Source organism: Pseudomonas sp. SST3, assembly GCF_003325755.1.
The window spans coordinates 234,307-255,195 of record NZ_QORI02000003.1 but is presented as its reverse complement, the minus strand read 5'-3'; the positions used below and the strand labels follow the sequence as shown (position 1 = coordinate 255,195).

Here is a 20,889-nt window from a genome sequence, read left to right as displayed (position 1 = left end):
GGCCGGGCTGAAAACCCCTCGGAATTACGCTGCTGTGCTTCACAGAGCCGAGGGGCGCGGTCATCTTATCCGACTCGGCTTTCCATCGGCCGTTCGCATGCATGTTTCGCCTGGCGGGTTCGCAGGACAACCGAGCACGAAGGCGTTGGGCGGTTCAAGCTGAGCACAAAGCGCAGCTTGAACCCGCGCATCAGAGCTTGAAGCGGCTCACCATCGCGATCAGCCGTTCGTTGGATGCGGAGAGCCCGTCGGTGCTTCTGCTGACTGTCACGCCGGACTCGACCAGCTCTTCGACCATATCTCGAACCGCCACCATGTTCCGGTTGATCTCACCGCTGACCGCGCTTTGCTCCTCAGCCGCGGCGGCGATCTGTGCGCTGAGATCATGGATGCGGTTGACCGAATCGGCCATCTCGTCGAGGCCGCTATTGACGCGTGTGGTGCGGTCGGCGGTCGCCTGACAGCTGCCTTTGGTCTTTTCCATTGCCCCTACCGCGGCGTCGACGGCGCTCTGCAGCGTCGCCAGCATCTCGTTGATTTCGGAGGTGCTCTGCTGGGTCCGTGCGGCCAGTGCGCGGACCTCGTCCGCAACCACGGCGAAACCGCGACCTTGTTCGCCCGCTCGTGCGGCTTCGATCGCTGCATTCAGTGCCAGCAGGTTGGTTTGGCCAGCGATCTCACCGATCACGCCGAGTACATCGTTGATCTTGCGCGCGTCCTGTTGCATGGCTTGTACCCGCGCGGTGGCCGATTCGACTTCATTGACCAGCGCCAGAACGCTTTGAGCTGCCTCGTCCACGGTCTGCCGTGAGCGTGCGGCGTGGTCGTTGGCAGCCTGGGTGAAACTGGCGGTTTCGTTGGCGCTATGGGCGACGGAGTCGGCCGTGGAGTTCATTTCGGTGATTGCGGTCACCGCTTGGTCAGTTTCGCTGGCGTGACGTGCCAGGATGCCATTGCTGTGATCCGACTGTCGCTTGAGCTGCTCCAGTTCAACCGAGATCTGACGGGACGAGGCAGCCAGATCAGCGACCATCTCTTGCAGATACGCGATGAAGCGGTTGACGGCCACGCCGATACGGTCAACCTCATCGTCGCCCTTGATATCGATCCTGCGCGTCAGATCGGCATCGCCAGAGGACAACGATTGGATGTTTGCGGTGAGCAGTTGCAGCCTGCCCATCAACTTGCGCAGGGCTACCACCATCAGTATCAGCAGCAGTGCAACCATCGGCAGCTGCAGCCAGCCCAGCGTGCCAAGCACTGACCGGGTTTTCTCCGTCAGCAGTCGGCTGGGCAGCGCTGTTGCGAGCAGCCACGGCGTCCCTTCGATGGGCTTGAGGAAGAATGACGTCCGTTCGCCGTCTTGCGCGTCGAACTCGGCGAAGCTGCGTTGCTCGCCACGGTCCAGCGCCAATTTGATCTGAGCGATGAACGGCGTACGGGATGCAAGCTCGGCGACGTTCTTCAGGACGATCTGCTCGTTGAGCGCGGGCAGGTTGCTGAGAATCTTGCCATCCGCTTCGACGATCATGATCTGGCCCTGGATCTCCTTCTCCTTGTTGGCGACCAGCTCGTTGAAGAAGCCCAGGGTGAGGTCGATGGTAGACACACCGTAGGCGCTGCCGTCCTTGCGAATCGCCATGGCGCAGTTGGTGCGAGGCTCGGCACTGGCGTCATCCTTGTAGGCGGCCGCCCAGGCGCATTGTCCGCTGGATGTCTGCACGCCGGCCTTGTGCCAGGGTTGATCGAAGTAGTTCAACGACTCGGCACTGTTCCAGTGGGTGTTGACCTTCAGCTTTCCGCTCGCGTCGCGATGATAAAAGGTGCTGTGCTTCGATACGCCGGTTGTTCGCACCCCGGGAAGCGGCCACACGCCACCACCGAACACCTTCTGGTCACCGTATTGATCGATCAAGCCTGGCAGTACGGCATCGATTTGCTCGCTGTCGAGCAGCGTGACGGTCTGGGTAATGGCGCGTGACTGGCTTTCGATCCGGGCCAGGTTGAGCTGGATCGCCTGGGCAATCTCATCGACCTTTTCCTCTACCAGGCTGACTTCGGTTTCCCTCAGCTGTGGAGCAACGAACCGGTCGATGCCCAGGAGCGTCAGAGCGCTGGCGAGGATGATGAAGGTTGCGAAAGTCGTGATGTAACGTGCCTGGATTGTTTTCAAAAAAGCCATGGTTGGACTCGACGCGAGGAACAAACGGAGGGTATTGCGGCGGTTATCGACAGCCGACCCCGCGTCTTGATGGCCGCTGGTCCGGCTCGCCCTGTTCAGGGCCTGCCGGTTTCGCTCGAGCCGGAACCTGCAGGCGCCCGAGATCGCGTTTAGAATGCGCCGGTCATTTTCGAGACGATGAATTCATGCACCCGGATGCCCTCGCGACGCTGCAGCAACACCTGATAACCGCCCTGGCCGATGTACCTGCTGAAACCCGTCGGTTGTTTCACGGGCGTGGTCGGTGCTGGGTGGGGCTCGAGCACCTAACGGTGGATTGGCTGCAGGGGGTGATGCTGGTGTCGCTGTTTCGCGCGCCCACTGAGCCCGAGCTAGGGGCGTTGAAGTCGATGCTGGCAACGCTGGCTCAGCAGCCGGCCTGGCAAGTGAGCGGAGCGCATAGCTTGTTGCTGCATCATCGCTATCTGCCGGACAGCCGAATGGAGCAGATGCAAGGCGAGCCGATCGAGGAGTGGCTGATCACCGAAAACGGTCTGCGTTACAAGCTCGACCTCGGCATCAAGCAGAACAACGGCTTGTTTCTTGATATGCGCTACGGACGCCGCTGGGTGCAGGAGCAGGCACAGGGCAAGCGAGTGCTCAATCTATTCGCCTACACCTGCGGATTCTCCGTGGCTGCCATCGCGGGCGGCGCCGAGCATGTGGTCAACCTGGACATGGCCAGGGCCGCTCTGAGCCGGGGGCGTGAAAACCATCGACTCAACGGCCACGATCTGGGCAACGTGAGTTTTCTCGGTCATGAGCTGTTCAAGTCCTGGGGCAAGGTGAAGAAGAGCGGGCCCTATGATCTGGTAATCATTGACCCGCCTTCCTTTCAGAAAGGCAGCTTCGCGCTGAGCCGGGATTATCAAAAGATCCTGCGAAGGTTGCCGGAGCTGCTGACGCCAACCGGCACGGTGCTGGCGTGCATCAATGACCCTGATACCGGGCCGGATTTTCTTATCGAGGGGGTGGCCGCCGAGGCGCCGGATTTGATATTTCAGGAGCGTCTGGAGAATCCGCCCGAGTTCCCGGATATCAGCCCGGACAGCGGCTTGAAAGCGCTGGTCTTCAGCCGCTCTGGATCGTCGGCCGGGCAGGATTAGCTTGCAGACCCGGCGCAAAACGCGGGTCTCCGCTACGGTGAAGGACAGTCGTCGCAACCAATTGAGGCTGTCGACCAACGGGCCGACAGCCTGGCGGAGGGCTTGGTGATCTAGCGGCGTTCGCCGTCGATCAGAAATGCGCCTTGACGATGAAGTTGGTCACATTGTTGTCGGTGTTGAAGTTAGTGCTGTCTTCGATGCCGTATTTATCTGACCAGTAGTCGTACTCGATGCCGACGTAGAGAGCGCCCGGCGTGTATTCCAGTGCCTTGCCCAGGTCATATTTGATCTGCGGGTTGATGTGCAGATTCTTGGCGACGAAGTCGCCGCTGGACTTGGAGCCAGCGTCATTGACCACCCAGTCGATGAAGCCATCGAAAAGAATGTCGGACTTGCCCACCGGGAAGGTCATGGCCCAGGTTGGAGTGATCTGCCATTGGCCACTGGCCTGGCCGGTGATGCCATCGGGTTTGCGGTAGTAGGTGTTGATCGAAAAGCGATCGAAGCCCGGCACCGATAGGTCTACGGCTGGGCCGAGCAGGTAGTTACGGTTGCGGCCCTCGCCACGCTCGTAGGTGGCTGATAGCAGTACGTCGGTGATCGGCCCAAAGGAAAAATCCTGGCCGGTAAGCTTGCCCAGCGACAGGCGCGGGCTGAATTCGCCGTAGTAGGTGCGCCCATCATTACCCGAGTGGCCGTTGAACCATTTGTGGTCGACAAACAGGAACATATCGCCCCAGGTCCAGCCGCTGGCGTGTTCGAAAGTGATGGTCTGCTGGATATCGGCCTCGCGCCCGTCCTCGCCTGAATCAACGGCGAAATTCTTCCCGTAGAGATAGGTCAGGCTGTTGTCCTGCCAAAGCATGGGAGAGGCCGCGGCTTGGCCAGCGAGGGCCATTCCCGCGACGACAACGGCGGTGCTGAGGCTGTGTTTCATCGGTGTGCTCCTTGGTGCAGTTACGACTGCTTGTACGAATAGTTGGGCAGGCGTCGCGCTCGAAGCTGCGCCGCTGCCTTTGATAAAGCGCAGCGGAAATACCATAAAAATCCTTGGATTTCATTGTTTTGTGATAAGAACCGCCGTCTGGTGCGGGAGATATCCGAGCCGACAGGGTGCGAGTGGGAAGGTAGCTGGCCGGCTTCGATAGGCATGCATCGTCTCAGTGGCCAGCCCAACGAGTCTTCAACAGAGCGCCCTGGGCGTCAGCAGCCTGCCGAGATACCGCGCAATGGCATAGGACAGGGCTGTTTGCCGCAGCAGGAAACGAAACTGCCGGCACAGGGCCGGCAGTTTCAGTGTTGCATACCCGTTAATGCTGACTAACGACGGCCATGTTGTTCAGACCGGCCTGGCTGATCAGGGCGCTATTGCCTATGCCGCTCTGGACGACCAATGCGTCGTGCCCGGCACCGCCCTGATTGACGGTAGCCAGATGGCTTTCACCGTACTGGGACAGGGTTGCGGCGTTGCCGGAACCGAGCTGGTTAACGTTGGCCAGGTTGAAATCGCCATCCTGAACGATATCGACGTCGTTGCCGGCAATGCTGCTGGAGCCGGTGATACGGTTGCCTTCGCCTTCCTGCACCGCAGTAAGGGTGTTGAAGATGCCCGACTGGGTGAAGTTCAGCTCGTTGTTCTTACCCTGCTGGTCGACGGTTGCATCGTTGTAGCTGCCGAACTGATTAACCGTGGCGATGTGGTCGCGGCCGCCCTGGTCAATCGCTGTGACGTTGCCGAAACCATGCTGATTGGCGGTGCCGGTGTTGCCATTGCCGCGTTGGGCAATGTCGGCATTGTTCTCGTTGCCCTGCTGGTAGACGAACGCATTCTGGTTGGCGCCGCGCTGGCCGACGTTCAGGTTGTTGCTGTCGCCGCCTGAATAGGTGTACGCCTCGTGTCGGGCACCGGTCTGGCTTACGTACGCCTCGTTGAGGTTGCCGATCTGCTCGACCTCGACGATCGAGCCGGCGCTCCAGGTCTGGGTGATGCCGGCGGCGTTCTCGTTGCCTTGCTGGTCGATCATGGCGCGGTCATTGGCGCTGAACGACTGAGTGGTGCTTGCATCGTTGCGGTTACCGTTCTGATACAACGCCGACTCGCTGCCATGGGCCACGGCCTGGTAGCTGGCGGCGACGTTGTGAGCCCCTTGTTGCTTGGTAACGGCGTCACTGTCGTGAGTGCCGGTCTGATCGGTTTCGGCGCTGTTGGCGTAACCATGTTGCCGCTGTTCGATACTGCTGCCCCAGGTGCCGGTCTGGTTGGCGCGGGCAATGTTGGCCTTGCCGTTCTGCCACTGCACCGAGCTGCTGCGCACGGCGAGCGTCTGGGTGACGTCAGCCTGATGGAAGTTTGCGATCTGGGTTTGCAGGGCTGACGAGGAATGTGAGCCGTTCTGCTCGATCATCGCGTCATTGCCCCAGCCGCTTTGCAGCTGCTTGGCCATGTTCGATGCGCCGGCGTTTTGCTCTACCTGGGCGAGGTTGTCGATGCCGTTCTGGCGCTGTTCGGATGTGTTGCCGGCGGCGAAAGCCTGTGTGGCGGCGACAGTCAGAAGGGCAGCTACAAGGGGTTTGATCTTGAACATTATGTCTCTCCATGGAATGTTTTCAGCGGTACTTCCTGGTGGTGCTTTGCTTCAAGACGTACTGGCGAACCAGTACGTTCAGACCCTGGCCATTCTGCGTAACGCAACTGCGATGCCCTGTGCCGGTCTGTTCGATCGGCGCGTTGTTTTGCGCGCCGTACTGTTCAAAGCGGGCCTGGTTGCAGGTGCCGACTTGAAAAATCAGTTTTTGGTTATGCTGCCGTGCTGCGCGATCGTCGCTTCGTGTGCGTAGCCGCGATCCAGCAAGAATGCTCCAAGCGCGTTGCCGCTTTAATTGATCTCACGATCAGGCGGCCATCGGCCTGCTGGATGATGAGCAGCGGCGCCGGTAGCTGGCCGGTCCGGGTCGCGTACGAAGAGCGTTGAGCGAAGTCGCTGCCGATTAGGTCGAGCGCCATCGAAAGGCTGGTGCCTTGGAGAACAGGACTGGCTAGCGCTGCGAAGAGCAGTGGCGGCAGTGCGTTACGGGCAATCCATTGCACCTGGTTCATCAGTCATCCCTGATTGCATCGCGGTCAGTCATCCTGACCTAAACCGCGATTCGTCAAATCCATCGAACGAGCGAAACCGTTGCGTTTGTTTCAGATCTTGGCGGGCGTCGCGAGGTATTTCGCCAGTTCCGCCTTGATCGCAGGGGTGTTCTCCGCGGTTTGCCAGAGTCGACGATCAACGCCTTGGGCGATCAGGTGAGCGACGGCCGCTTCGATCGCTGAGAGTACGCAAAGCTGCGCTGGTTCGTTGGTGGTGTAGCCAGCCTCGGCTTCGAGCAGCTCCTTGAACTCGATGAACTTATAAACGTTGGCGCTGCGCCCGATGGAGTAGATGGTCTTGGTGGTCATCACGTTGGACAACACCTGACCGCTACGTACATCGATTGCACGCAGATTGACCGTGACCTGATCGACCCGATATTCCTGCGAGACGCCAATGCCGAGGTAGCGTGCACCCTGTCCGCCGCTGCGCACGTTGGTTTCGTAGGCGACGATGGCGCCTTCCATGATGATGTTGGCGGCCAGTAGCGATGGCAGCTCCGACTGGATATTCGGTGCGACATCCGGCTTGGCCTGCGAAGCGCGAATGATCTTGCGCTCGGTCAGCACGTTCTGCAGGCCTTCGCGCTCCAGCACGATGAACCAGCCGCTGGCCTGCATCGCATCGACCAGCATGCTGGCCGCGCCTTGGGTGACTGCGGTGGAAAATGAGCTGGCCGGGCTCGGTTTGTATTGCCCTGTCTGGTCGCGAAAGCCGTATACCGCTGCCACCAGCGGTCCCCTGGGGCGGGGTAGTTCAAGCAGGTCCTGATAGGTCGAGGTACGGGGTGTAAGGGTTGGGGTTTCCTGGTCCGCCGACATGGGCTCGCGCACGGCGCAGCCCTGTAGAACGGCCATCATCCCGATGGCTACGAATAGGCTTCTCATGGCCTTTGCTCTCCTTGCGATTAATTGATGGCGCCGTAGCCGTTAACAATGATTTCCGATACTTCTCCCGTCAGCCGATCAGTGATCTCCACTGTCAGGTTACCGTCGAGGTTCACGATGTTGACGATGAAGTCATCTGTGATTAATGAACCACCGTTGGGGTCTTCCATCTTATTCAGCAGATTAGAGAGCAAGCGTGACTCGAGCTGGCTGGTGAAACGGTCGAGCGCCGAGGTGCCGGTCAGCGATGAGCGATCGATCGCGTCCGGGTCTTTGGTGTCGTTCTGTGCCTGGGCATTGCCCAGTAGCCAGGCGCCGTTCAGTGGGCTGCCACCAAACGAAGGGTTGACCGGGGTGTAGACCAGTTCGGTCGCGGTGACGCAGGTGCTGAGCAGCATTCCGGCCAGGAGCATACCGGTAGCTTTTTGTTGTAGCCGGTTCATAACTCATCCTTTGCAAGGTCAATGGTGTCTTCGAACAATGCTTCGACTTTCTTACGGTTTATCTCTTGCAGTACGAAATCCGCCGCCTCATAGGCGGTTTGCTCCATGTCGTTGACGTTCGGTTGCAGGAAGCGGCGGTAGAGCGGATGGTTGTCCTGTTCGACCCAGACCAGGATGCCCCAGCGTGCCGAGGGTCGCTCTTTGACAGCCAGGTTGAAGTCCAGCGTACTGGTGTTGTTCAACCGCTCACAGAACTTGCGGTAGAACTCCTGGCCGGACCGGGACACCGTGTTGTTCGTGATAAAGCCTTTGAGTTCGGCCTCGTCGGCGTGGACCTGAACGCTGGCGAGCAACGCCACGCACAGGCATACCGCCTTCATATACCGGCCTCGTTGACATGCCCCATCACCAACGATGCGCCTTGGGCGCGGTTGGATGCGCCCAGCTTGCCCAGTGCGTTATGAATATGGCTCTTGATGGTATGGGTGCTCAGGTGCAGGTGCTCGGCGATTTCCGAATTCGAAAGTCCTTTGCCGGCAAGTGCCAGGATCTGCTTCTCGCGTACCGACAGCTCATCGATGGCCCGCGAGGCGTGAGTCAGTTGGCGATAGCGGCCGAGCAGCTTTTCCATCAGCGCACGGGGTAGCCAGTCACCGCCGTCGAGAATGATGCTGATGCCGCGGCTGAAATTGTTGCGGCTGGTATTCGGATAGAACACACCCTTGACCCAGGGGTGCAGTTCCAGCAGCCGTCGCGCCTGCTCGGCTTGGACATTCACCAGTGCGGTAGGGGTGTCGCGCAACTGCCGAAGCAGTCGCAGGCAATCAGCGTCCGCGAAGCTGCCGACATCGACCAGCGTCAGGTCCGCGTCGTTCAGTCCGGCGCGAAGCGTATTGCTGCGGGTCAGGCGCAACTGAGGGCAACCGAGAAGATATTGATGAAGCGAGTTGTCCAACAATTCACTGTTGGAAAGCAGAACGAGACGAGCTGACGAGGCGACGAGCGCCAGACGGGCTTCATCGGTCATTTGCATATCCTTTGCTAAGTGGCTAAACGAGTAGCGCCCGGAATCCTCGCCGGGCCTGGCGCTTTGACTTGCCGCTAGAAAGGTAGTTCAGAGGAGTGACAATAAAAAGTCGATAGTGTGCTCTGGTGCCGGTTTTCCGACGAAGTGCTTGTTGGTTGGCGCGGACTGGAGCTGGAAGCCATTCGGTCGCTGGACTACATTCAATACCTTTTCACGGCGGCGAGGTAAGAGGCAGTGATGTCGGATCCAGCGTTCTGGTTGGTTTTCTTCTCGGCTGCCCTGGCGCTGAACGTATCGCCGGGACCCGATTTGCTGTTCGTGCTTTCGCGTACGTTATCCGGCGGCCGCCGTGTCGGTGTGGCCTCGGCGTGCGGCGTATGCAGCGGTGCGCTGGTTCATGTGGCGGCAGCGGCGCTGGGGATATCGGCGATCCTGGCCACGTCGGCGTTAGCCTTTGCCGTGGTCAAGTATGTCGGTGCCGCTTATCTGCTGTATCTCGGCATTCAGGCATTGCGCTCAGCGGGCGCCGGCACCCAGCTAAACCTCAACACCGGGCCGCGCACCACTGCCTGGCAGGCATATCGCCAAGGCATTCTGGTTGATATTCTCAATCCCAAAGCGGCGATTTTCTTCATGGCGTTCCTGCCGCAATTCGTTCGCCCGGATAAAGGGGCGGTGGCGCTGCAACTGCTGGTGCTGGGTGTGCTGGTGGTTCTGGTGGCGATCATCGTCGAGTGTGCGCTGGTGTTGCTCGCGGCTCGGGCGAGCTCGGCATTCCGCAGCAATCGCCGCTTGAGTCAATGGCTCGATCGTGTGCTTGGCTCGGTGCTGATCGGCCTGGGGATTCGTCTCGGCTTGGCGGAACGCGCATAGGGCATGTTGCCGTTTCGTCTCGGCTGCGACGAAACGGGCAGGCCCAATGGTGGGAACGTCGGGCCTGGTATCGGTCTGAATGCTATGCAGTGCGTTTTTTACGGCGTTTCGGCGGCAATCGAAAGGAGATTCCATGTCCCTGTACAGCAAGAACACAACTTCCAATCTGATTCCCTGCCTGCGTTACCGCGATGTGCCTGCGGCATTGGAATGGCTGTGTCGAGTATTCGATTTCGAGCAGCAGCGTGTGGTTGAAGATCCTCAGGTCGGTGTCATTCACGCCCAACTCAGCTTCGGCAGTGGCATGCTGATGCTGGGGCCGGTAGTCGATTCGGAATATGGCCGCCAGGTCCGGCAGCCGGATGAGGTGGGTGGGATTTCCACGCAAAGCACCTATGTCATCGTCAACAGTGCCGACGCTCTTTACACCAAGGCCAAGGCCGCCGGTGCCGAGATCGTCATCGAGTTGAAAGACGAGGACTACGGCGGTCGAGGCTTCAGCTGTCGCGACCTCGAGGGGCATCTGTGGAATTTCGGCACCTACGATCCTTGGGCCGAACCGGTTGCCGAGCAAAATGCACCGCGAGGGAACGACTGATGCGGACCTTGAAGCTGAACGACGGCCAGGTGGTACCGGTAATCGGCCAGGGAACCTGGCACATGGGCGAAAACCCGGCCGAACGCCACAACGAAGTGGCCGCACTACGGCTCGGTATCGAGTTGGGCATGACGCTCATCGATACCGCTGAGATGTACGGCGAGGGCGGTGCCGAAGAGGTGGTCGGCGAAGCGATCCATAACCGCCGCGATCGGGTCTTCCTCGTCAGCAAGGTCTATCCGCACAATGCCAGCCGCAAAGGCGTGCCGGAGGCCTGCGAGCGCACCCTGCGTCGCCTGGACACTGACTGTATCGATCTGTATTTGCTGCATTGGCGCGGCCAGTATCCACTGGCGGAAACCGTCGACGCCTTCGAGCGCCTCAAGGACCAGGGCAAGATTCGCCGCTGGGGCGTGTCGAACTTCGATCTGGACGACATGCGCAAGCTGGATGCGCCCGCATGCGCGACCAACCAGGTCCTCTATAACCCCGGCGAGCGGGGCATCGAATACGATCTGCTGCCGTGGTGCCAGACCCAGAGCATGCCGATCATGGCCTATTGCCCGTTGGGGCAGGGCGGCGAGCTATTGCGTCATCCCGCCGTCATCGATGTCGCCCGCCGACACGGTGCGCAGCCCGCTCAGGTTGCCCTGGCCTGGGCCTTGCGCCAACCCGGCGTGCTGGTCATACCCAAATCTTCCAATCCGATCCATCTGCGTTCCAATGCATCCGCAGCAGAGCTGAACCTCACCAGTGAAGACCTGCGGATTCTTGACGTGGCGTTTCCACCTCCGACGCGTCGGCAGGCACTGCAGATGGTCTGATTGCGGTCGTCCTTCGGGACGGCAGGGAATGTTTGCCTCGCCGCGGCTGTCAGCTATGAACGACAGCAAACCGGAGAAGCGAGCATGAGTGGAACCAAACTCGAAGGCGCGGTGGTGGTGATCACCGGTGCGTCCAGTGGCATCGGTCGCGCCGCCGCGCAGGCTTTCGCCCGCCAGGGAGCCCGTGTCGTGCTGGCCGCGCGTGACGACGAAGCACTGCAGGAGGCGGCGCAAGAGTGCCGAGCGCTCGGCGCTGAAGCGCTTGTAGTGCCGACGATACGACCCTCAGCGACTCCGTCGAACAGCTGGCCACTGCTGCCGCAGAGTTTGGTCAGGGCCGCATCGATGTATGGATCAACAATGCTGGCGTCGGCGCGGTGGGCGCTTTTGACGAGACGCCACTGGATGCACATGAACAAGTGGTGCAGACCGATCTGATCGGCTATCTGCGCGGTGCGCATGTGGTGTTGCCTTATTTCAAGCAGCAGAACGGCGGCATTCTGATCAATACCCTATCGGTCGGCAGTTGGGTGCCGCAGCCGTTCGCGGTGGCCTATTCGGCCAGCAAGTTCGGCCTGCGCGGGTTCTCCCATGCGTTGCGCGGCGAACTTGTCCAGTGGCCTGGCATCCATGTGTGCGATGTGTATCCCTCGGTCGTCGATACGCCCGGTTTTCGCGACGGCGGGAACTATGCGGGACGTTCGCTGCAGCCGCCGCCACCGCTCAGCGATCCGCGCCAGGTGGCAGAGGCGATGGTCAGTCTGGCGCTGCACCCGCGCCATACCACTTCGGTTGGTCTGACGGCGACCTTGTTGCGCTTTGCACATTTCGTCACGCCAGGCTTCGATCGCTTGTCAGGGCTACTCACCGGCACCGCGTTGCGTCGTGCTGAACGGGTGGCACCTTCTTCGGGCAATCTGTTCCATCCAGCGCTGGGCCAACGGCGAATCGATGGCGGCTGGCGCAACGGTGATTCACAGCAGCGGGCTTTGCTGGTGGCGGGTGGGATTGCAGTCGGCATAGTAGGATTGCTGTTGTGCTGTCGTCGACGCTAGCGGATCGTAGAAAGACTAACTGCGCAGATGTCGGCTATCAGATCGTTGTCCGGCGCGCCGTGTGACGGCTCAGCGCGCCGCTGACAAGCAGTCCAGCGAACTCAGATCCTTGCGTAGATCTTCCAGCTGCTCATCCAAATGGCGACGCTGGCCGGTATCGGACATGGCGTAGAGATCGCCGACCAGATCGATGGCCGCCTGCTCGGTACGAGCAAAGGCGGCCCTGTAATCGGCCGTCCAGAAGGACTCGCGGTCCTGCAGCAGCTTCTCGACGCGTTGCGCGAAATCCGCTTCGTGGCGCTCGTTGACCGCTTCACTCAGCGCTCGCTGCCATTGCACCCGATTGTCCAACCAGAGCTGGTTCTGCGCGCCGAGTGCGTGGGCCCATTGGAGGATGCGTTGCCGTTGCGCCGCGCTGGTGCTGCCAAGCCATTGCTCGGCCCGCTCACGCATGCGCTCGGAACGGTCGCGAATCTGCTCTGCCAGTGGTGGCTTCAGGTATTTCTCTTCACGCTCGCGACGGTCATCCTCGAGCGCCGCGTCGAGCTCGCGGACCTGCTCGTCATCGAGGTCGCGCAGTAGCTGCGTTGTGGTTGGGGTGATTTCCACAGCGACGGTATGGATCGCCTGCTTCACGTCGCGATAGTGACCGCGGAGCGCGGCTTCATCGACGTTCCCCTCCCGAACCTGGCGCTGCAGTCGTTCGATGTTGGCGAGGTACTCAGGCAGCTGTGTACGACAATGCCAGCTCAGGTGCTCACGCAGCTGCGCTCGGAAGCGCTGCTCCTGTTCGCGATTCATATCCAGGTAATCGTTGAGTGACCAGGGAATCAACAGGTCAAGGTTACGGTAGGCGAGATTCATGCGGCTGCAGCCGGCCATCAGCACGGCGAGTGCCACCAGCAATAACAAAATCTTGCAGCCAAGCACCTGACGGATCTGCATCGGAGTCCTCGTCTTTTCGTCATCACATCAAACGACATTTCGCTGTTCAGTAGAGCAACGGGACGCTGCGGCAGTTCGGGCCGAAACAGCAACGGCTTGTTTCTGCGAGAAAACCACGGGAGTTGTGGTCCCTATTAGGGTAGGGACGCCGATGGTGCGCCCGACCCGTACGGCAATTGACGAGGAGGTAGTCATGCAGAAGACGATCAGGCATCTGACCGGAGACGAAGTACCGCAGGGCTGGCGTCCGACCTGGGTGACCTGCTGGGTGGTGGAAATGGATGGCAAGACCATCGCCGGTCCGTACGCCACGCGTGAGGAAGCGCAGGCCGTGATGGATGGGGAGCAGGAGCCCAAGATATCGCAGACGCCTACGCCTCGCTGAAAAGCGTCAGAGACACTGACTGACGCAGCGGTCGATTCGCTCGGGTAATGGCGGTGGCGGCTCGACGAGCTGGGAAACCAGCTCCAGCGCCTTGTCGAATGAGGGGTAGCCGCTCTGCGCGACATCCAGCTCGGCATAGGCCTGGCGGTATTGTTCGGCCTTGGCGGCGTCGCGCTCGTTCAACAGATAGGGTTCCTGGTGGATCTTATAGAGCAGCGCCACGGCGTGCGGATGCCCCTTGGCTCGCGCCTGTTCAAGCAGGCGCAGCACTGGCGCTTGTTGCGGGCCCTGACGGATCAGCAGCAGCGCCTGATAGAACTCAATCTCGCCACGCTCGTCGAGAGGTGCACTGCGCTCGAGCAAGGCATCGGCGAGCTCGTAACCGTCTTCGTCGCCGATGGAAATGAGAATCTTCGCCTGCATCAGGTCGTTCTGATAGAGCAGCCGCTCGGCGCGGCAGGCATTGTCGCTGCCAGGGTGGTCACAGGGTTGAGAAGCGCAGCCGCTCAGGACGGCGAGGAGTCCAATCACCAGTGCGTTCTTCATTGCTGCCTTGTTCTCTCTGGTTGTTTTAGGTGTGTCGGCGGTGTTCTGACAGGTGTGCTTCGTTTCTGTTCAGCCTGTTTCATTGCTCGGTGGCGATGGGCAGGAGTCCATACTTGAATAGAAGGATCTGCCATTCGGGATTGTCCGGCAGGGCATCGAGGAATTCATCGAGATAGGCGGTGACGCCCTCGCCAAGCGTGTCGGTGATTAACAAGTGCCGGGCGAACTGGTACAGCGGGGTGTTCGAAACATACAGATCCCTGAGGTCCTGCTCTTTGCGGTAGTAAAGCAGGGTAGAGCGTGGGATCAGCAAGGTGTTGATGCGGCCCGAGAGCAGTTTCTGGAGGTTCTGCAGGTCGGTCTGAACATCCTGACGCTTGATTGCGCCGCTGGTGATCTCCGCTTCGAGCCCTGCATAGCGATGCCCCAGCACGCCACCCAGGATAAGGCCGTGCAGCGATTCGGGGCCTTCGTATTCAAAAGGTACATCGGGTAATGAAACGAAATCCTGCCGATCGATCAGTAACGGTTCCGACCATTTGCTATCGGCTACCTGCGCGGCGGTGAAGAAGCTTGGCGTGGCCCAAAGCAGGATGCCGGGCCGCTTTCGGGCGAGGCGCACGTCCACCCGCTTGCGCGGCAGCTCCACCAGGTCGAAGCGAAAGCGACCCTGATTGGCTGGGTCGTTGTTGAGCAGCTCGACGAACCCATGCGAAAGCCCTTGGTCGTTGTCGAGAATGAAAGGCGGCGAAAAATGATAGGTCCATACCTCGACTCGCTGCTGCGCCCCACAGACCAAGGGCAACAGAACGAGCATTAGCATCAGCACGAGTCTCTGCATGGCTAACCTTTGCGGCGGGATGGCGAAGCGGTCGGATCACAGTACAGATGATGCGGCCACAGATGGCGTGTCCGTTGTCACTGACATCAGCATAGCCGAGCGGCCACAAGGCGCGAGCAGTCGGGTTATTCCCGAAGCGATGCTGCTAGAAGCGCTCGTGCTCACCGAGAAAGCGCCACTCACCCACCGGCAGCTTGGCCATCGACAGGCGCCCGATACGGATGCGCCGGCAGTTGAGCATTTGCAGGCCGATGGCCTCGCAGAGCTGACGCAGATCGCCCGCCTGTGGCGCCTTGAGCACGATGCGCAGGCGTGTCTCGTTCTGCCAGCTCGCCTTGGCCTTGGGCAGGATTCTGCCGCGATGCCCGATGCCTTTGGCCAGTAGGGCAAGCCCGCCTTCCTCGGGCTCGCCAGCGACTTCGACGATGTATTCCTGCTCCAGCTTGTCCCTCGGATCGGCTAGCTTGCGGATCACTTCGCGTTGCTGGCTGAACACGACCAGCCCGCAGACGTCCGGCTCCAGCGGCAGCAAGGCCGTCTGGCGTGCGAAATGGCGCTCGCGGGGCGTCAAGCGCGTATCGTCACCGCTCCAATGGCTCGCCTGGGCGAGCTGCAGCTGAGCACTGGCGGGGTCCGCTGCGGTGGGTTGGCCGGAGGGCTTGTGGAATAACAGCGTGACGGGCGGCACTTCAGTGGCAGTGGCGCCGGGCAGCAGTTCGACGCGCTGGTCGATGACTTTGAAAAAGGGCTCTTCGACGATTTGACCGTCGACGCTGACCCAGCCGCCTTCGATATACAGCTCGGCCTCGCGCCGGGAACAGCCGAGTTGCTCGGCAAGGCGTTTGGACAAGCGTATCGGGTCGGTCATTGGGGGCTCGGATGCTTCGGAGGGGAACCTGGCGAGCCACTGCAGTATCGCAACGGCAGCAAAAGCTCGCTTATCGGTTGGGTATTGCGCAGCTTATTTCTTGCTGATGGTGATCTGGCGCGATGGGCCCTGGGTCTGGCCGCTGACCCCGTTGGGGATCTTCTGGACTTCGCCACCGGCCTTTAGGAAGGCTGCCATCTGAGCGGCCAGAGACTGGCTGGTTTCGCTGGCGGGTTCGGGCTTGCGTTTGGCGGATGTGGTTTTGGAGGCCATCGTCATCTGGTTCCTTTGGTCAGTCGAACCGGACATTATACAGATATGGCTAATTTTTGTTCGATTTTCCGTCGGCGCCGATTTGCTGAAGCGTTTTTCTTCATCCATGGTCTTCTTTGGATGATTCCAGTCACGTTCCGGAGGACTACCGATGCTACGTCATGCCCGCAGCGCTTTCGCCTGCTGTTTCGTTCTGGCCTGTTCCGCCCCGTCGCTCGCGAACGTCGAATATCTCAACAGCGAACAAGGTCGCGTCACGGTAGAGGCTATAGCCGAAGGGCTGGAGCACCCCTGGGCGGTGGCATTTCTGCCTGACGGGGCCGGCATGCTGGTCACCGAACGGCCTGGCAGGCTGCGCATCGTGGGCGGTGATGGGCAACTGTCCGAACCGCTTACCGGTGTGCCTGAGGTCTATGCGCGGGGTCAGGGCGGTTTACTGGACGTGCGCCTGTCGCCGGATTTTCAGCAGGATCGGCTGGTTTATCTCAGTTATGCGGAGGCGGGGGAGAGCGGTAAAGCCGGCACCGCGGTGGGCCGCGGCCGGCTGGCTGATGACCGGAGCGGGCTGGAAGATTTCACGGTTATCTTTCGGCAGCAACCGAAGCTATCCACCGGGATTCACTTCGGCTCACGGCTGGTCTTCCATGGCGACGGCCATCTGTTTATCGCGCTGGGTGAGAATAACCAGCGGCCCACCGCGCAGGATATGGACAAGCTTCAAGGCAAGCTGGTGCGGATATACCCCGACGGCGACGTGCCGGACGACAATCCCTTCGTGACGGCCGAGGGCGCTCGACCGGAAATCTGGTCCTACGGCCACCGTAATCAGCAGGGCGCCGCCATCAACCCCTGGAGCGGCAGGCTCTGGACGCATGAACACGGCCCGCAAGGTGGCGACGAGATCAACATTCCCCGGCCGGGGCGCAACTACGGTTGGCCGTTGGCGACCCATGGCATCAACTACGGAGGCCAGCCGATACCTGAAGCCAAGGGCGACGTGGTGGAAGGTACCGAGCCACCTCATTACGTCTGGGAGAGATCCCCTGGCATCAGCGGCATGGCTTTCTATGACTCGCAAGCCTTCCCTCAATGGCAGCACAACCTGTTCATTGGCGCGCTGGTGGATCAGTCACTGATCCGCCTGCAACTCGACGGGGACAAGATCACCCACGAGGAGCGTTTGCTGAAGCAAATTGGCGCGAGGATTCGCGATGTCCGCCTGGGGCCGGACGGCTATCTCTACCTGCTGACCGACTCGCCGAGCGGCCAGTTGTTGCGGGTCGGGCTGGATGCAAAATGAAATGCGCGTGCTGACTGGGTTCAGCAGGGAGCGTTCTGGCCGACCACCGGTCAACTGAAGTGCCGGGCGACTCCCTGAATCACCGGCCCCAGTGGAAAACCATCCGGAGATGCCCGCTGCGCGATCGTTTTGTCATCTCCGAAGCCTGACAACTTGAAAGGAGGAGAGAGTGGCGGTCGTCATCAGTGCAATCCTGTGCATCATCCTGGGGCTGGCGCTCGCCGTTGGCGGGTGGAAAATCATCTCCCTCGGCGGTACTTGGTACTTCGCGGCCCTGGCGGTGGGCTTTCTCCTGACGGGAGCGCTGTTGCTGGCGCGACGCCGCGCTACGCTTTGGGTTTACGCCCTGGTGATGCTGGGTGCCTTGGGTTGGGCGATCTATGAGGTGGGTTTCGATTGGTGGCAGCTGGCGCCACGCGGCAGCATCATCGGTCCGCTGGGGCTGTGGCTCCTGACGCCGTGGATCGCGCAGCGTTTGGGCTGGCAACATTTCGGCGCTCGAGCCTGGGGCGGCAGCGCAATCCCTTTGATGATCGCCGTGGCGCTCTGGGGCGCGACCGCTTTGCATGCGCTTAGCACCGACAGCAACGACATCAAAGGGATGCTGCCGCAACCCCTGGCGACCGCGCCGGCCACCGAAACGAACACCGCCGATAACGTGCCGGCCAGCGACTGGCACGCCTATGGCCGCACCCAGCATGGCACTCGCTATTCGCCGCTGGCACAGATCAAGCCGAGTAACGTCGATCGGCTGGAGGAGGTCTGGCACTACCATACGGGTGATCTGCGCCGCCCGAGCGATCCTAACGAGACCACCTACGAGGTCACGCCGCTCAAGATCGACGACAGTCTGTATATCTGCACGCCACACAACTTCGTCATCGCGCTGGACGCCGAAACCGGAGAGGAACGTTGGCGTTTCGATCCGCAAGTGCCGGACTCGACCAATCGGCAGCACCTGACCTGCCGAGGCCTGTCCTACCACACCGCCGATGCACCGCCCGAAGGCCAGGCCTGCCAACGGCGTTTGTTCATGCCTACCGCTGATGCCCGGCTGATCGCGCTGGACCCTGAGACCGGGAAGGTCTGCCCCTCGTTCGGTGAGAACGGCGCGGTGAATCTGTGGAAGAACATGCCGAACGTTACGGAGGGCTTCTACTATTCGACGTCGCCGCCTGTGGTGGCCAATGACCTCGTCATCGTTGGTGGAGCAGTCAATGACAACGTCTCGACCACCGAACCGTCCGGCGTGATCCGCGCCTATGACGCCATCACTGGCGAACTGAAGTGGAACTGGGATCCGGGTAATCCGGAACAGACCGAGCCCATCGGCCCAGACGAAACCTACAGCGAGAGCACACCGAACAGCTGGAGCATCTCCAGCGCCGATGAAGAACTTGGGCTGGTTTTCGTACCGCTGGGTAATCAGGTGCCGGACCAGTGGGGCGGCAACCGCAGCGAAAACAGTGAGCGGTTCTCCTCATCGATCGTTGCGCTGGACTTGGAAACCGGACAGCTGCGCTGGGTGTTCCAGACCGTGCATCACGATCTCTGGGATATGGATGTGCCCGCGCAGCCGAGTCTGGTTGATATTCAGACCGAGTCGGGTATGGTCCCAGCGCTCGTGGCGCCTACCAAACAGGGCGACATCTATGTGCTGGATCGCCGTACAGGCGAGCCGGTGCTGCCGGTTCGGGAAGTGCCGGCCCCTCAGGGCGCAGCTGAGGGTGACTACGCCGCCGCGACTCAACCGGTATCGGCGCTCTCTTACGAGCCCCCGAAGCTCCAGGACACCGACCTGTGGGGCGCCACGTTCATCGATCAGATGATGTGTCACATCCAGTTCAATTCGCTGCGTTACGAAGGCCGATACACACCGCCATCGACCCAGGGCTCTTTGATTCACCCAGGCAATTTCGGGGTGTTCAACTGGGGCGGCGTTGCTGTTGATCCGGTCCGGCAAATGGTGTTCAGTGCGCCATCCTATCTGCCCTTCGTCTCGAGGCTGATCCCTCGTGAGAACGACGAAAAGGCCTATGTGTCCGACAGCGAACCCCATCTGAACGAAAATTTCGGTGCGCCGTTTGCGGTGGAACTGAAGCCTTTCGTATCGCCGATCGGCCTGCCTTGTACGGCGCCGCCATGGGGCTATGTCGCTGGCGCTGATCTGCGCACGGGCAAGACCCATTGGCTGCGCAAGAATGGTACGGTCCGCGACCGAGCGCCGGTGCCGCTGCCATTCGAAATGGGCGTGCCGAGCCTCGGCGGCCCGGTGATCACCGCGGGTGGCGTGGCTTTCCTGTCCAGCACGTTGGACTACTACGTGCGTGCCTACGACGTCACTACCGGCAAGCAGCTCTGGCGCTCGCGTCTGCCGGCAGGCGGCCAGGCGACGCCGATGACCTATCAGAGCCGATCTGGCCGGCAGATGGTTGTGGTCGTCGCGGGTGGCCACGGGTCCCTGGGCACCAAGGCCGGCGACTCGGTTATCGCCTACGCATTGCCGCGATAACGGCGCGCATGCATGCGCGCCTTAGCGGCGTGCGCGCCGCGAGGCAGGCGGCCTGCTAGAATCGCCGCCTTCGACCCAGAGGAATCGAGACATGGCCGCAATCGGGCGCTTCAACAGCCTGCAAATCGTCAAGCACACCGGTTTCGGTCTTTATCTGGACGGCGGGCCTGATGGTGAGATCCTGCTGCCCAATCGCTACATTCCGAAGAACACCCCGACCGAGGTCGACGACTGGCTGAACGTCTTCATTTACCTCGACAGCGAAGACAAGCTCATCGCAACCACCGAGAAGCCCAAGGTTCAGGTCGGCGAGTTCGCCAGCCTCAAGGTTGTGGAAATCAACCGGATCGGGCTGTTTCTTGACTGGGGACTGCCCAAGGATCTGTTGCTGCCGCATTCGGAGGAAAAGCGCCCGCTCAACGAGGGCGACTACTGCGTCGTTCACGTGTATCTCGATAAGCACACCCGCCGCATTACCGCCACGGCGCGGCTGGATCGCTATCTGGACAAGACGCCTGCGCGCTATAAGGTCGGCGAATCCGTTGATCTTCTAGTGGTTGAGCCTACCGATCTCGGCCACAAGGCGATCATCAACGGCAAGCACTGGGGCCTGATTCACAAGAACGAGGCCTTCAAATACCTGCGCGGCGGCACGCGCGAGACGGGCTACATCAAGGAAATCCGCGCAGACGGCAAAATCAGCCTCAGCCTTCAGCCGGTAGGCAGCGAAGCCGGTGATGCCTTGCAAGCGTTGATTCTACAGAAGCTGCAGGAAAACCAGGGCAGCCTCCCGGTCAGCGATAAAACGGCGGCCGACGAAATTGCCAGGCTATTCGGGGTCAGCAAGGGCAACTTCAAGAAGGCCATCGGCGGTCTCTACAAGCAGGGCCGAATCGTCATTCATCCTGATCGCATCGAGCGCGCCTAGCTGCGCATGGGGACCGGCCTGGCCTATTCCCCTTTGCTCACGACTCCTTAGCAAGCCCGACCCCGCAAGCGGTCGGGCTTTTTTCGTATTCCACTGCGCGATTTCAGCCGACGGGTTCGT

General features: G+C 60.7%; 21 protein-coding genes and 3 pseudogenes. 9 read left to right on the top strand and 15 right to left on the bottom strand.

All coding sequences use genetic code 11. The annotated features are described in order from the left end of the window. Positions 1 to 190: 190 nt before the first annotated feature. Both DQ405_RS28460 and DQ405_RS28455 read right to left on the bottom strand, forming a co-directional pair. A pseudogene (locus DQ405_RS28460) lies at positions 191 to 709 on the bottom strand (methyl-accepting chemotaxis protein); the annotation flags it as partial. A gap of 336 nt (positions 710 to 1,045) precedes the next feature. Further along, positions 1,046 to 2,182 (bottom strand): annotated as a pseudogene (locus tag DQ405_RS28455) (HAMP domain-containing protein); the annotation flags it as partial. Positions 2,183 to 2,367: 185 nt separating this feature from the next. Here DQ405_RS28455 and DQ405_RS04860 point away from each other — a divergent pair. After that, positions 2,368 to 3,327: a class I SAM-dependent methyltransferase gene (locus DQ405_RS04860; protein WP_168423161.1), complete on the top strand. Its 960-nt coding sequence runs from the start codon at positions 2,368 to 2,370 to the stop codon at positions 3,325 to 3,327. A gap of 130 nt (positions 3,328 to 3,457) precedes the next feature. On the opposite strand, the gene DQ405_RS04855 is transcribed toward DQ405_RS04860, so the two are convergent. From DQ405_RS04855 to DQ405_RS04820, 8 genes are all read right to left on the bottom strand, one after another. After that, positions 3,458 to 4,264, bottom strand: coding sequence for an outer membrane protein OmpK (locus DQ405_RS04855; RefSeq protein ID WP_168423160.1), 807 nt, complete (start codon positions 4,262 to 4,264; stop codon positions 3,458 to 3,460). Positions 4,265 to 4,637: 373 nt separating this feature from the next. Then, positions 4,638 to 5,912, bottom strand: a complete 1,275-nt coding sequence (locus DQ405_RS04850) for a hypothetical protein (RefSeq protein ID WP_168423159.1) — start codon at positions 5,910 to 5,912, stop codon at positions 4,638 to 4,640. Positions 5,913 to 5,934: 22 nt separating this feature from the next. After that, on the bottom strand, positions 5,935 to 6,114 hold the full coding sequence (locus DQ405_RS28450; RefSeq protein WP_446730862.1) for a curlin repeat-containing protein: 180 nt from the start codon (positions 6,112 to 6,114) through the stop codon (positions 5,935 to 5,937). A gap of 10 nt (positions 6,115 to 6,124) precedes the next feature. After that, positions 6,125 to 6,424, bottom strand: coding sequence for a hypothetical protein (locus DQ405_RS04840; RefSeq protein WP_168423158.1), 300 nt, complete (start codon positions 6,422 to 6,424; stop codon positions 6,125 to 6,127). A gap of 90 nt (positions 6,425 to 6,514) precedes the next feature. Next, the gene (locus DQ405_RS04835; protein WP_168423157.1) at positions 6,515 to 7,351 is read right to left on the bottom strand and encodes a CsgG/HfaB family protein; all 837 of its coding nucleotides are present in this window, start codon (positions 7,349 to 7,351) and stop codon (positions 6,515 to 6,517) included. Positions 7,352 to 7,371: 20 nt separating this feature from the next. Then, on the bottom strand, positions 7,372 to 7,794 hold the full coding sequence (locus tag DQ405_RS04830; RefSeq protein ID WP_168423156.1) for a curli assembly protein CsgF: 423 nt from the start codon (positions 7,792 to 7,794) through the stop codon (positions 7,372 to 7,374). After that, positions 7,791 to 8,174 carry a curli production assembly/transport protein CsgE gene (gene csgE / locus DQ405_RS04825; protein ID WP_168423155.1) on the bottom strand — a complete coding sequence of 128 codons (384 nt, stop codon included), beginning with the start codon at positions 8,172 to 8,174 and terminating at the stop codon, positions 7,791 to 7,793. The genes DQ405_RS04830 and csgE overlap by 4 nt, the downstream gene beginning before the upstream one ends. Beyond that, a complete protein-coding gene (locus DQ405_RS04820; RefSeq protein ID WP_168423154.1) occupies positions 8,171 to 8,821 on the bottom strand; it encodes a helix-turn-helix transcriptional regulator in 651 nt (216 codons plus the stop codon). Before DQ405_RS04820 ends, csgE begins: the two co-directional genes overlap by 4 nt. Before the next feature lie 237 nt (positions 8,822 to 9,058). Between DQ405_RS04820 and DQ405_RS04815 the strand changes: the two genes are divergently transcribed. The 4 genes and pseudogenes from DQ405_RS04815 to DQ405_RS04800 all read left to right on the top strand — a co-directional run bounded on the left by DQ405_RS04815 (position 9,059) and on the right by DQ405_RS04800 (position 12,171). Next, positions 9,059 to 9,694 carry a LysE family translocator gene (locus DQ405_RS04815; RefSeq protein ID WP_168423153.1) on the top strand — a complete coding sequence of 212 codons (636 nt, stop codon included), beginning with the start codon at positions 9,059 to 9,061 and terminating at the stop codon, positions 9,692 to 9,694. Between the two features lie 133 nt (positions 9,695 to 9,827). Beyond that, positions 9,828 to 10,292 carry a VOC family protein gene (locus tag DQ405_RS04810; protein WP_168423152.1) on the top strand — a complete coding sequence of 155 codons (465 nt, stop codon included), beginning with the start codon at positions 9,828 to 9,830 and terminating at the stop codon, positions 10,290 to 10,292. Continuing rightward, positions 10,292 to 11,116, top strand: a complete 825-nt coding sequence (locus DQ405_RS04805; protein WP_168423151.1) for an aldo/keto reductase — start codon at positions 10,292 to 10,294, stop codon at positions 11,114 to 11,116. Before DQ405_RS04810 ends, DQ405_RS04805 begins: the two co-directional genes overlap by 1 nt. Before the next feature lie 84 nt (positions 11,117 to 11,200). After that, positions 11,201 to 12,171, top strand: a pseudogene (locus DQ405_RS04800) (SDR family oxidoreductase). 69 nt (positions 12,172 to 12,240) lie between these two features. Here DQ405_RS04800 and DQ405_RS04795 read toward each other — a convergent pair. Next, positions 12,241 to 13,116: a DUF6279 family lipoprotein gene (locus DQ405_RS04795; RefSeq protein ID WP_168423150.1), complete on the bottom strand. Its 876-nt coding sequence runs from the start codon at positions 13,114 to 13,116 to the stop codon at positions 12,241 to 12,243. Positions 13,117 to 13,309: 193 nt separating this feature from the next. Between DQ405_RS04795 and DQ405_RS04790 the strand changes: the two genes are divergently transcribed. Then, positions 13,310 to 13,501, top strand: a complete 192-nt coding sequence (locus tag DQ405_RS04790) for a hypothetical protein (protein ID WP_168423149.1) — start codon at positions 13,310 to 13,312, stop codon at positions 13,499 to 13,501. 6 nt (positions 13,502 to 13,507) lie between these two features. On the opposite strand, the gene DQ405_RS04785 is transcribed toward DQ405_RS04790, so the two are convergent. The 4 genes from DQ405_RS04785 to DQ405_RS04770 all read right to left on the bottom strand — a co-directional run bounded on the left by DQ405_RS04785 (position 13,508) and on the right by DQ405_RS04770 (position 16,029). Further along, a complete protein-coding gene (locus tag DQ405_RS04785) occupies positions 13,508 to 14,047 on the bottom strand; it encodes a hypothetical protein (RefSeq protein ID WP_168423148.1) in 540 nt (179 codons plus the stop codon). A 79-nt stretch (positions 14,048 to 14,126) separates the two neighbouring features. Further along, positions 14,127 to 14,888, bottom strand: a complete 762-nt coding sequence (locus tag DQ405_RS04780; RefSeq protein ID WP_168423147.1) for a substrate-binding periplasmic protein — start codon at positions 14,886 to 14,888, stop codon at positions 14,127 to 14,129. Positions 14,889 to 15,033: 145 nt separating this feature from the next. After that, entirely contained in the window at positions 15,034 to 15,756 is a 723-nt protein-coding gene (locus tag DQ405_RS04775) for an RNA pseudouridine synthase (RefSeq protein WP_168423146.1), read from the bottom strand. Positions 15,757 to 15,849: 93 nt separating this feature from the next. Then, positions 15,850 to 16,029: a hypothetical protein gene (locus tag DQ405_RS04770; RefSeq protein ID WP_025240851.1), complete on the bottom strand. Its 180-nt coding sequence runs from the start codon at positions 16,027 to 16,029 to the stop codon at positions 15,850 to 15,852. A gap of 151 nt (positions 16,030 to 16,180) precedes the next feature. Between DQ405_RS04770 and DQ405_RS04765 the strand changes: the two genes are divergently transcribed. The 3 genes from DQ405_RS04765 (at position 16,181) to DQ405_RS04755 (ending at position 20,769) form a co-directional block, all read left to right on the top strand. After that, on the top strand, positions 16,181 to 17,329 hold the full coding sequence (locus tag DQ405_RS04765) for a PQQ-dependent sugar dehydrogenase (protein WP_168423145.1): 1,149 nt from the start codon (positions 16,181 to 16,183) through the stop codon (positions 17,327 to 17,329). Between the two features lie 169 nt (positions 17,330 to 17,498). Then, positions 17,499 to 19,841, top strand: coding sequence for a membrane-bound PQQ-dependent dehydrogenase, glucose/quinate/shikimate family (locus DQ405_RS04760; protein WP_168423144.1), 2,343 nt, complete (start codon positions 17,499 to 17,501; stop codon positions 19,839 to 19,841). A 91-nt stretch (positions 19,842 to 19,932) separates the two neighbouring features. After that, positions 19,933 to 20,769, top strand: a complete 837-nt coding sequence (locus tag DQ405_RS04755; RefSeq protein ID WP_168423143.1) for a CvfB family protein — start codon at positions 19,933 to 19,935, stop codon at positions 20,767 to 20,769. Positions 20,770 to 20,889: the final 120 nt, after the last annotated feature.

What these genes read in the sequence shown, in the direction of transcription:
- DQ405_RS04820 (WP_168423154.1), bottom strand. Translation starts at nt 8,821, where the DNA reads ATGACCGATGAAGCCCGTCTGGCGCTCGTCGCCTCGTCAGCTCGTCTC.
- DQ405_RS04785 (WP_168423148.1), bottom strand. Translation starts at nt 14,047, where the DNA reads ATGAAGAACGCACTGGTGATTGGACTCCTCGCCGTCCTGAGCGGCTGC.
- DQ405_RS04810 (WP_168423152.1), top strand. Translation starts at nt 9,828, where the DNA reads ATGTCCCTGTACAGCAAGAACACAACTTCCAATCTGATTCCCTGCCTG.
- DQ405_RS04755 (WP_168423143.1), top strand. Translation starts at nt 19,933, where the DNA reads ATGGCCGCAATCGGGCGCTTCAACAGCCTGCAAATCGTCAAGCACACC.
- DQ405_RS04840 (WP_168423158.1), bottom strand. Translation starts at nt 6,424, where the DNA reads ATGAACCAGGTGCAATGGATTGCCCGTAACGCACTGCCGCCACTGCTC.
- DQ405_RS04830 (WP_168423156.1), bottom strand. Translation starts at nt 7,794, where the DNA reads ATGAACCGGCTACAACAAAAAGCTACCGGTATGCTCCTGGCCGGAATG.
- DQ405_RS04860 (WP_168423161.1), top strand. Translation starts at nt 2,368, where the DNA reads ATGCACCCGGATGCCCTCGCGACGCTGCAGCAACACCTGATAACCGCC.
- DQ405_RS04790 (WP_168423149.1), top strand. Translation starts at nt 13,310, where the DNA reads ATGCAGAAGACGATCAGGCATCTGACCGGAGACGAAGTACCGCAGGGC.
- DQ405_RS04855 (WP_168423160.1), bottom strand. Translation starts at nt 4,264, where the DNA reads ATGAAACACAGCCTCAGCACCGCCGTTGTCGTCGCGGGAATGGCCCTC.
- DQ405_RS04765 (WP_168423145.1), top strand. Translation starts at nt 16,181, where the DNA reads ATGCTACGTCATGCCCGCAGCGCTTTCGCCTGCTGTTTCGTTCTGGCC.
- DQ405_RS04805 (WP_168423151.1), top strand. Translation starts at nt 10,292, where the DNA reads ATGCGGACCTTGAAGCTGAACGACGGCCAGGTGGTACCGGTAATCGGC.
- DQ405_RS04850 (WP_168423159.1), bottom strand. Translation starts at nt 5,912, where the DNA reads ATGTTCAAGATCAAACCCCTTGTAGCTGCCCTTCTGACTGTCGCCGCC.
- DQ405_RS04795 (WP_168423150.1), bottom strand. Translation starts at nt 13,116, where the DNA reads ATGCAGATCCGTCAGGTGCTTGGCTGCAAGATTTTGTTATTGCTGGTG.
- DQ405_RS04775 (WP_168423146.1), bottom strand. Translation starts at nt 15,756, where the DNA reads ATGACCGACCCGATACGCTTGTCCAAACGCCTTGCCGAGCAACTCGGC.
- DQ405_RS04780 (WP_168423147.1), bottom strand. Translation starts at nt 14,888, where the DNA reads ATGCAGAGACTCGTGCTGATGCTAATGCTCGTTCTGTTGCCCTTGGTC.
- csgE (WP_168423155.1), bottom strand. Translation starts at nt 8,174, where the DNA reads ATGAAGGCGGTATGCCTGTGCGTGGCGTTGCTCGCCAGCGTTCAGGTC.
- DQ405_RS04815 (WP_168423153.1), top strand. Translation starts at nt 9,059, where the DNA reads ATGTCGGATCCAGCGTTCTGGTTGGTTTTCTTCTCGGCTGCCCTGGCG.
- DQ405_RS04835 (WP_168423157.1), bottom strand. Translation starts at nt 7,351, where the DNA reads ATGAGAAGCCTATTCGTAGCCATCGGGATGATGGCCGTTCTACAGGGC.
- DQ405_RS04770 (WP_025240851.1), bottom strand. Translation starts at nt 16,029, where the DNA reads ATGGCCTCCAAAACCACATCCGCCAAACGCAAGCCCGAACCCGCCAGC.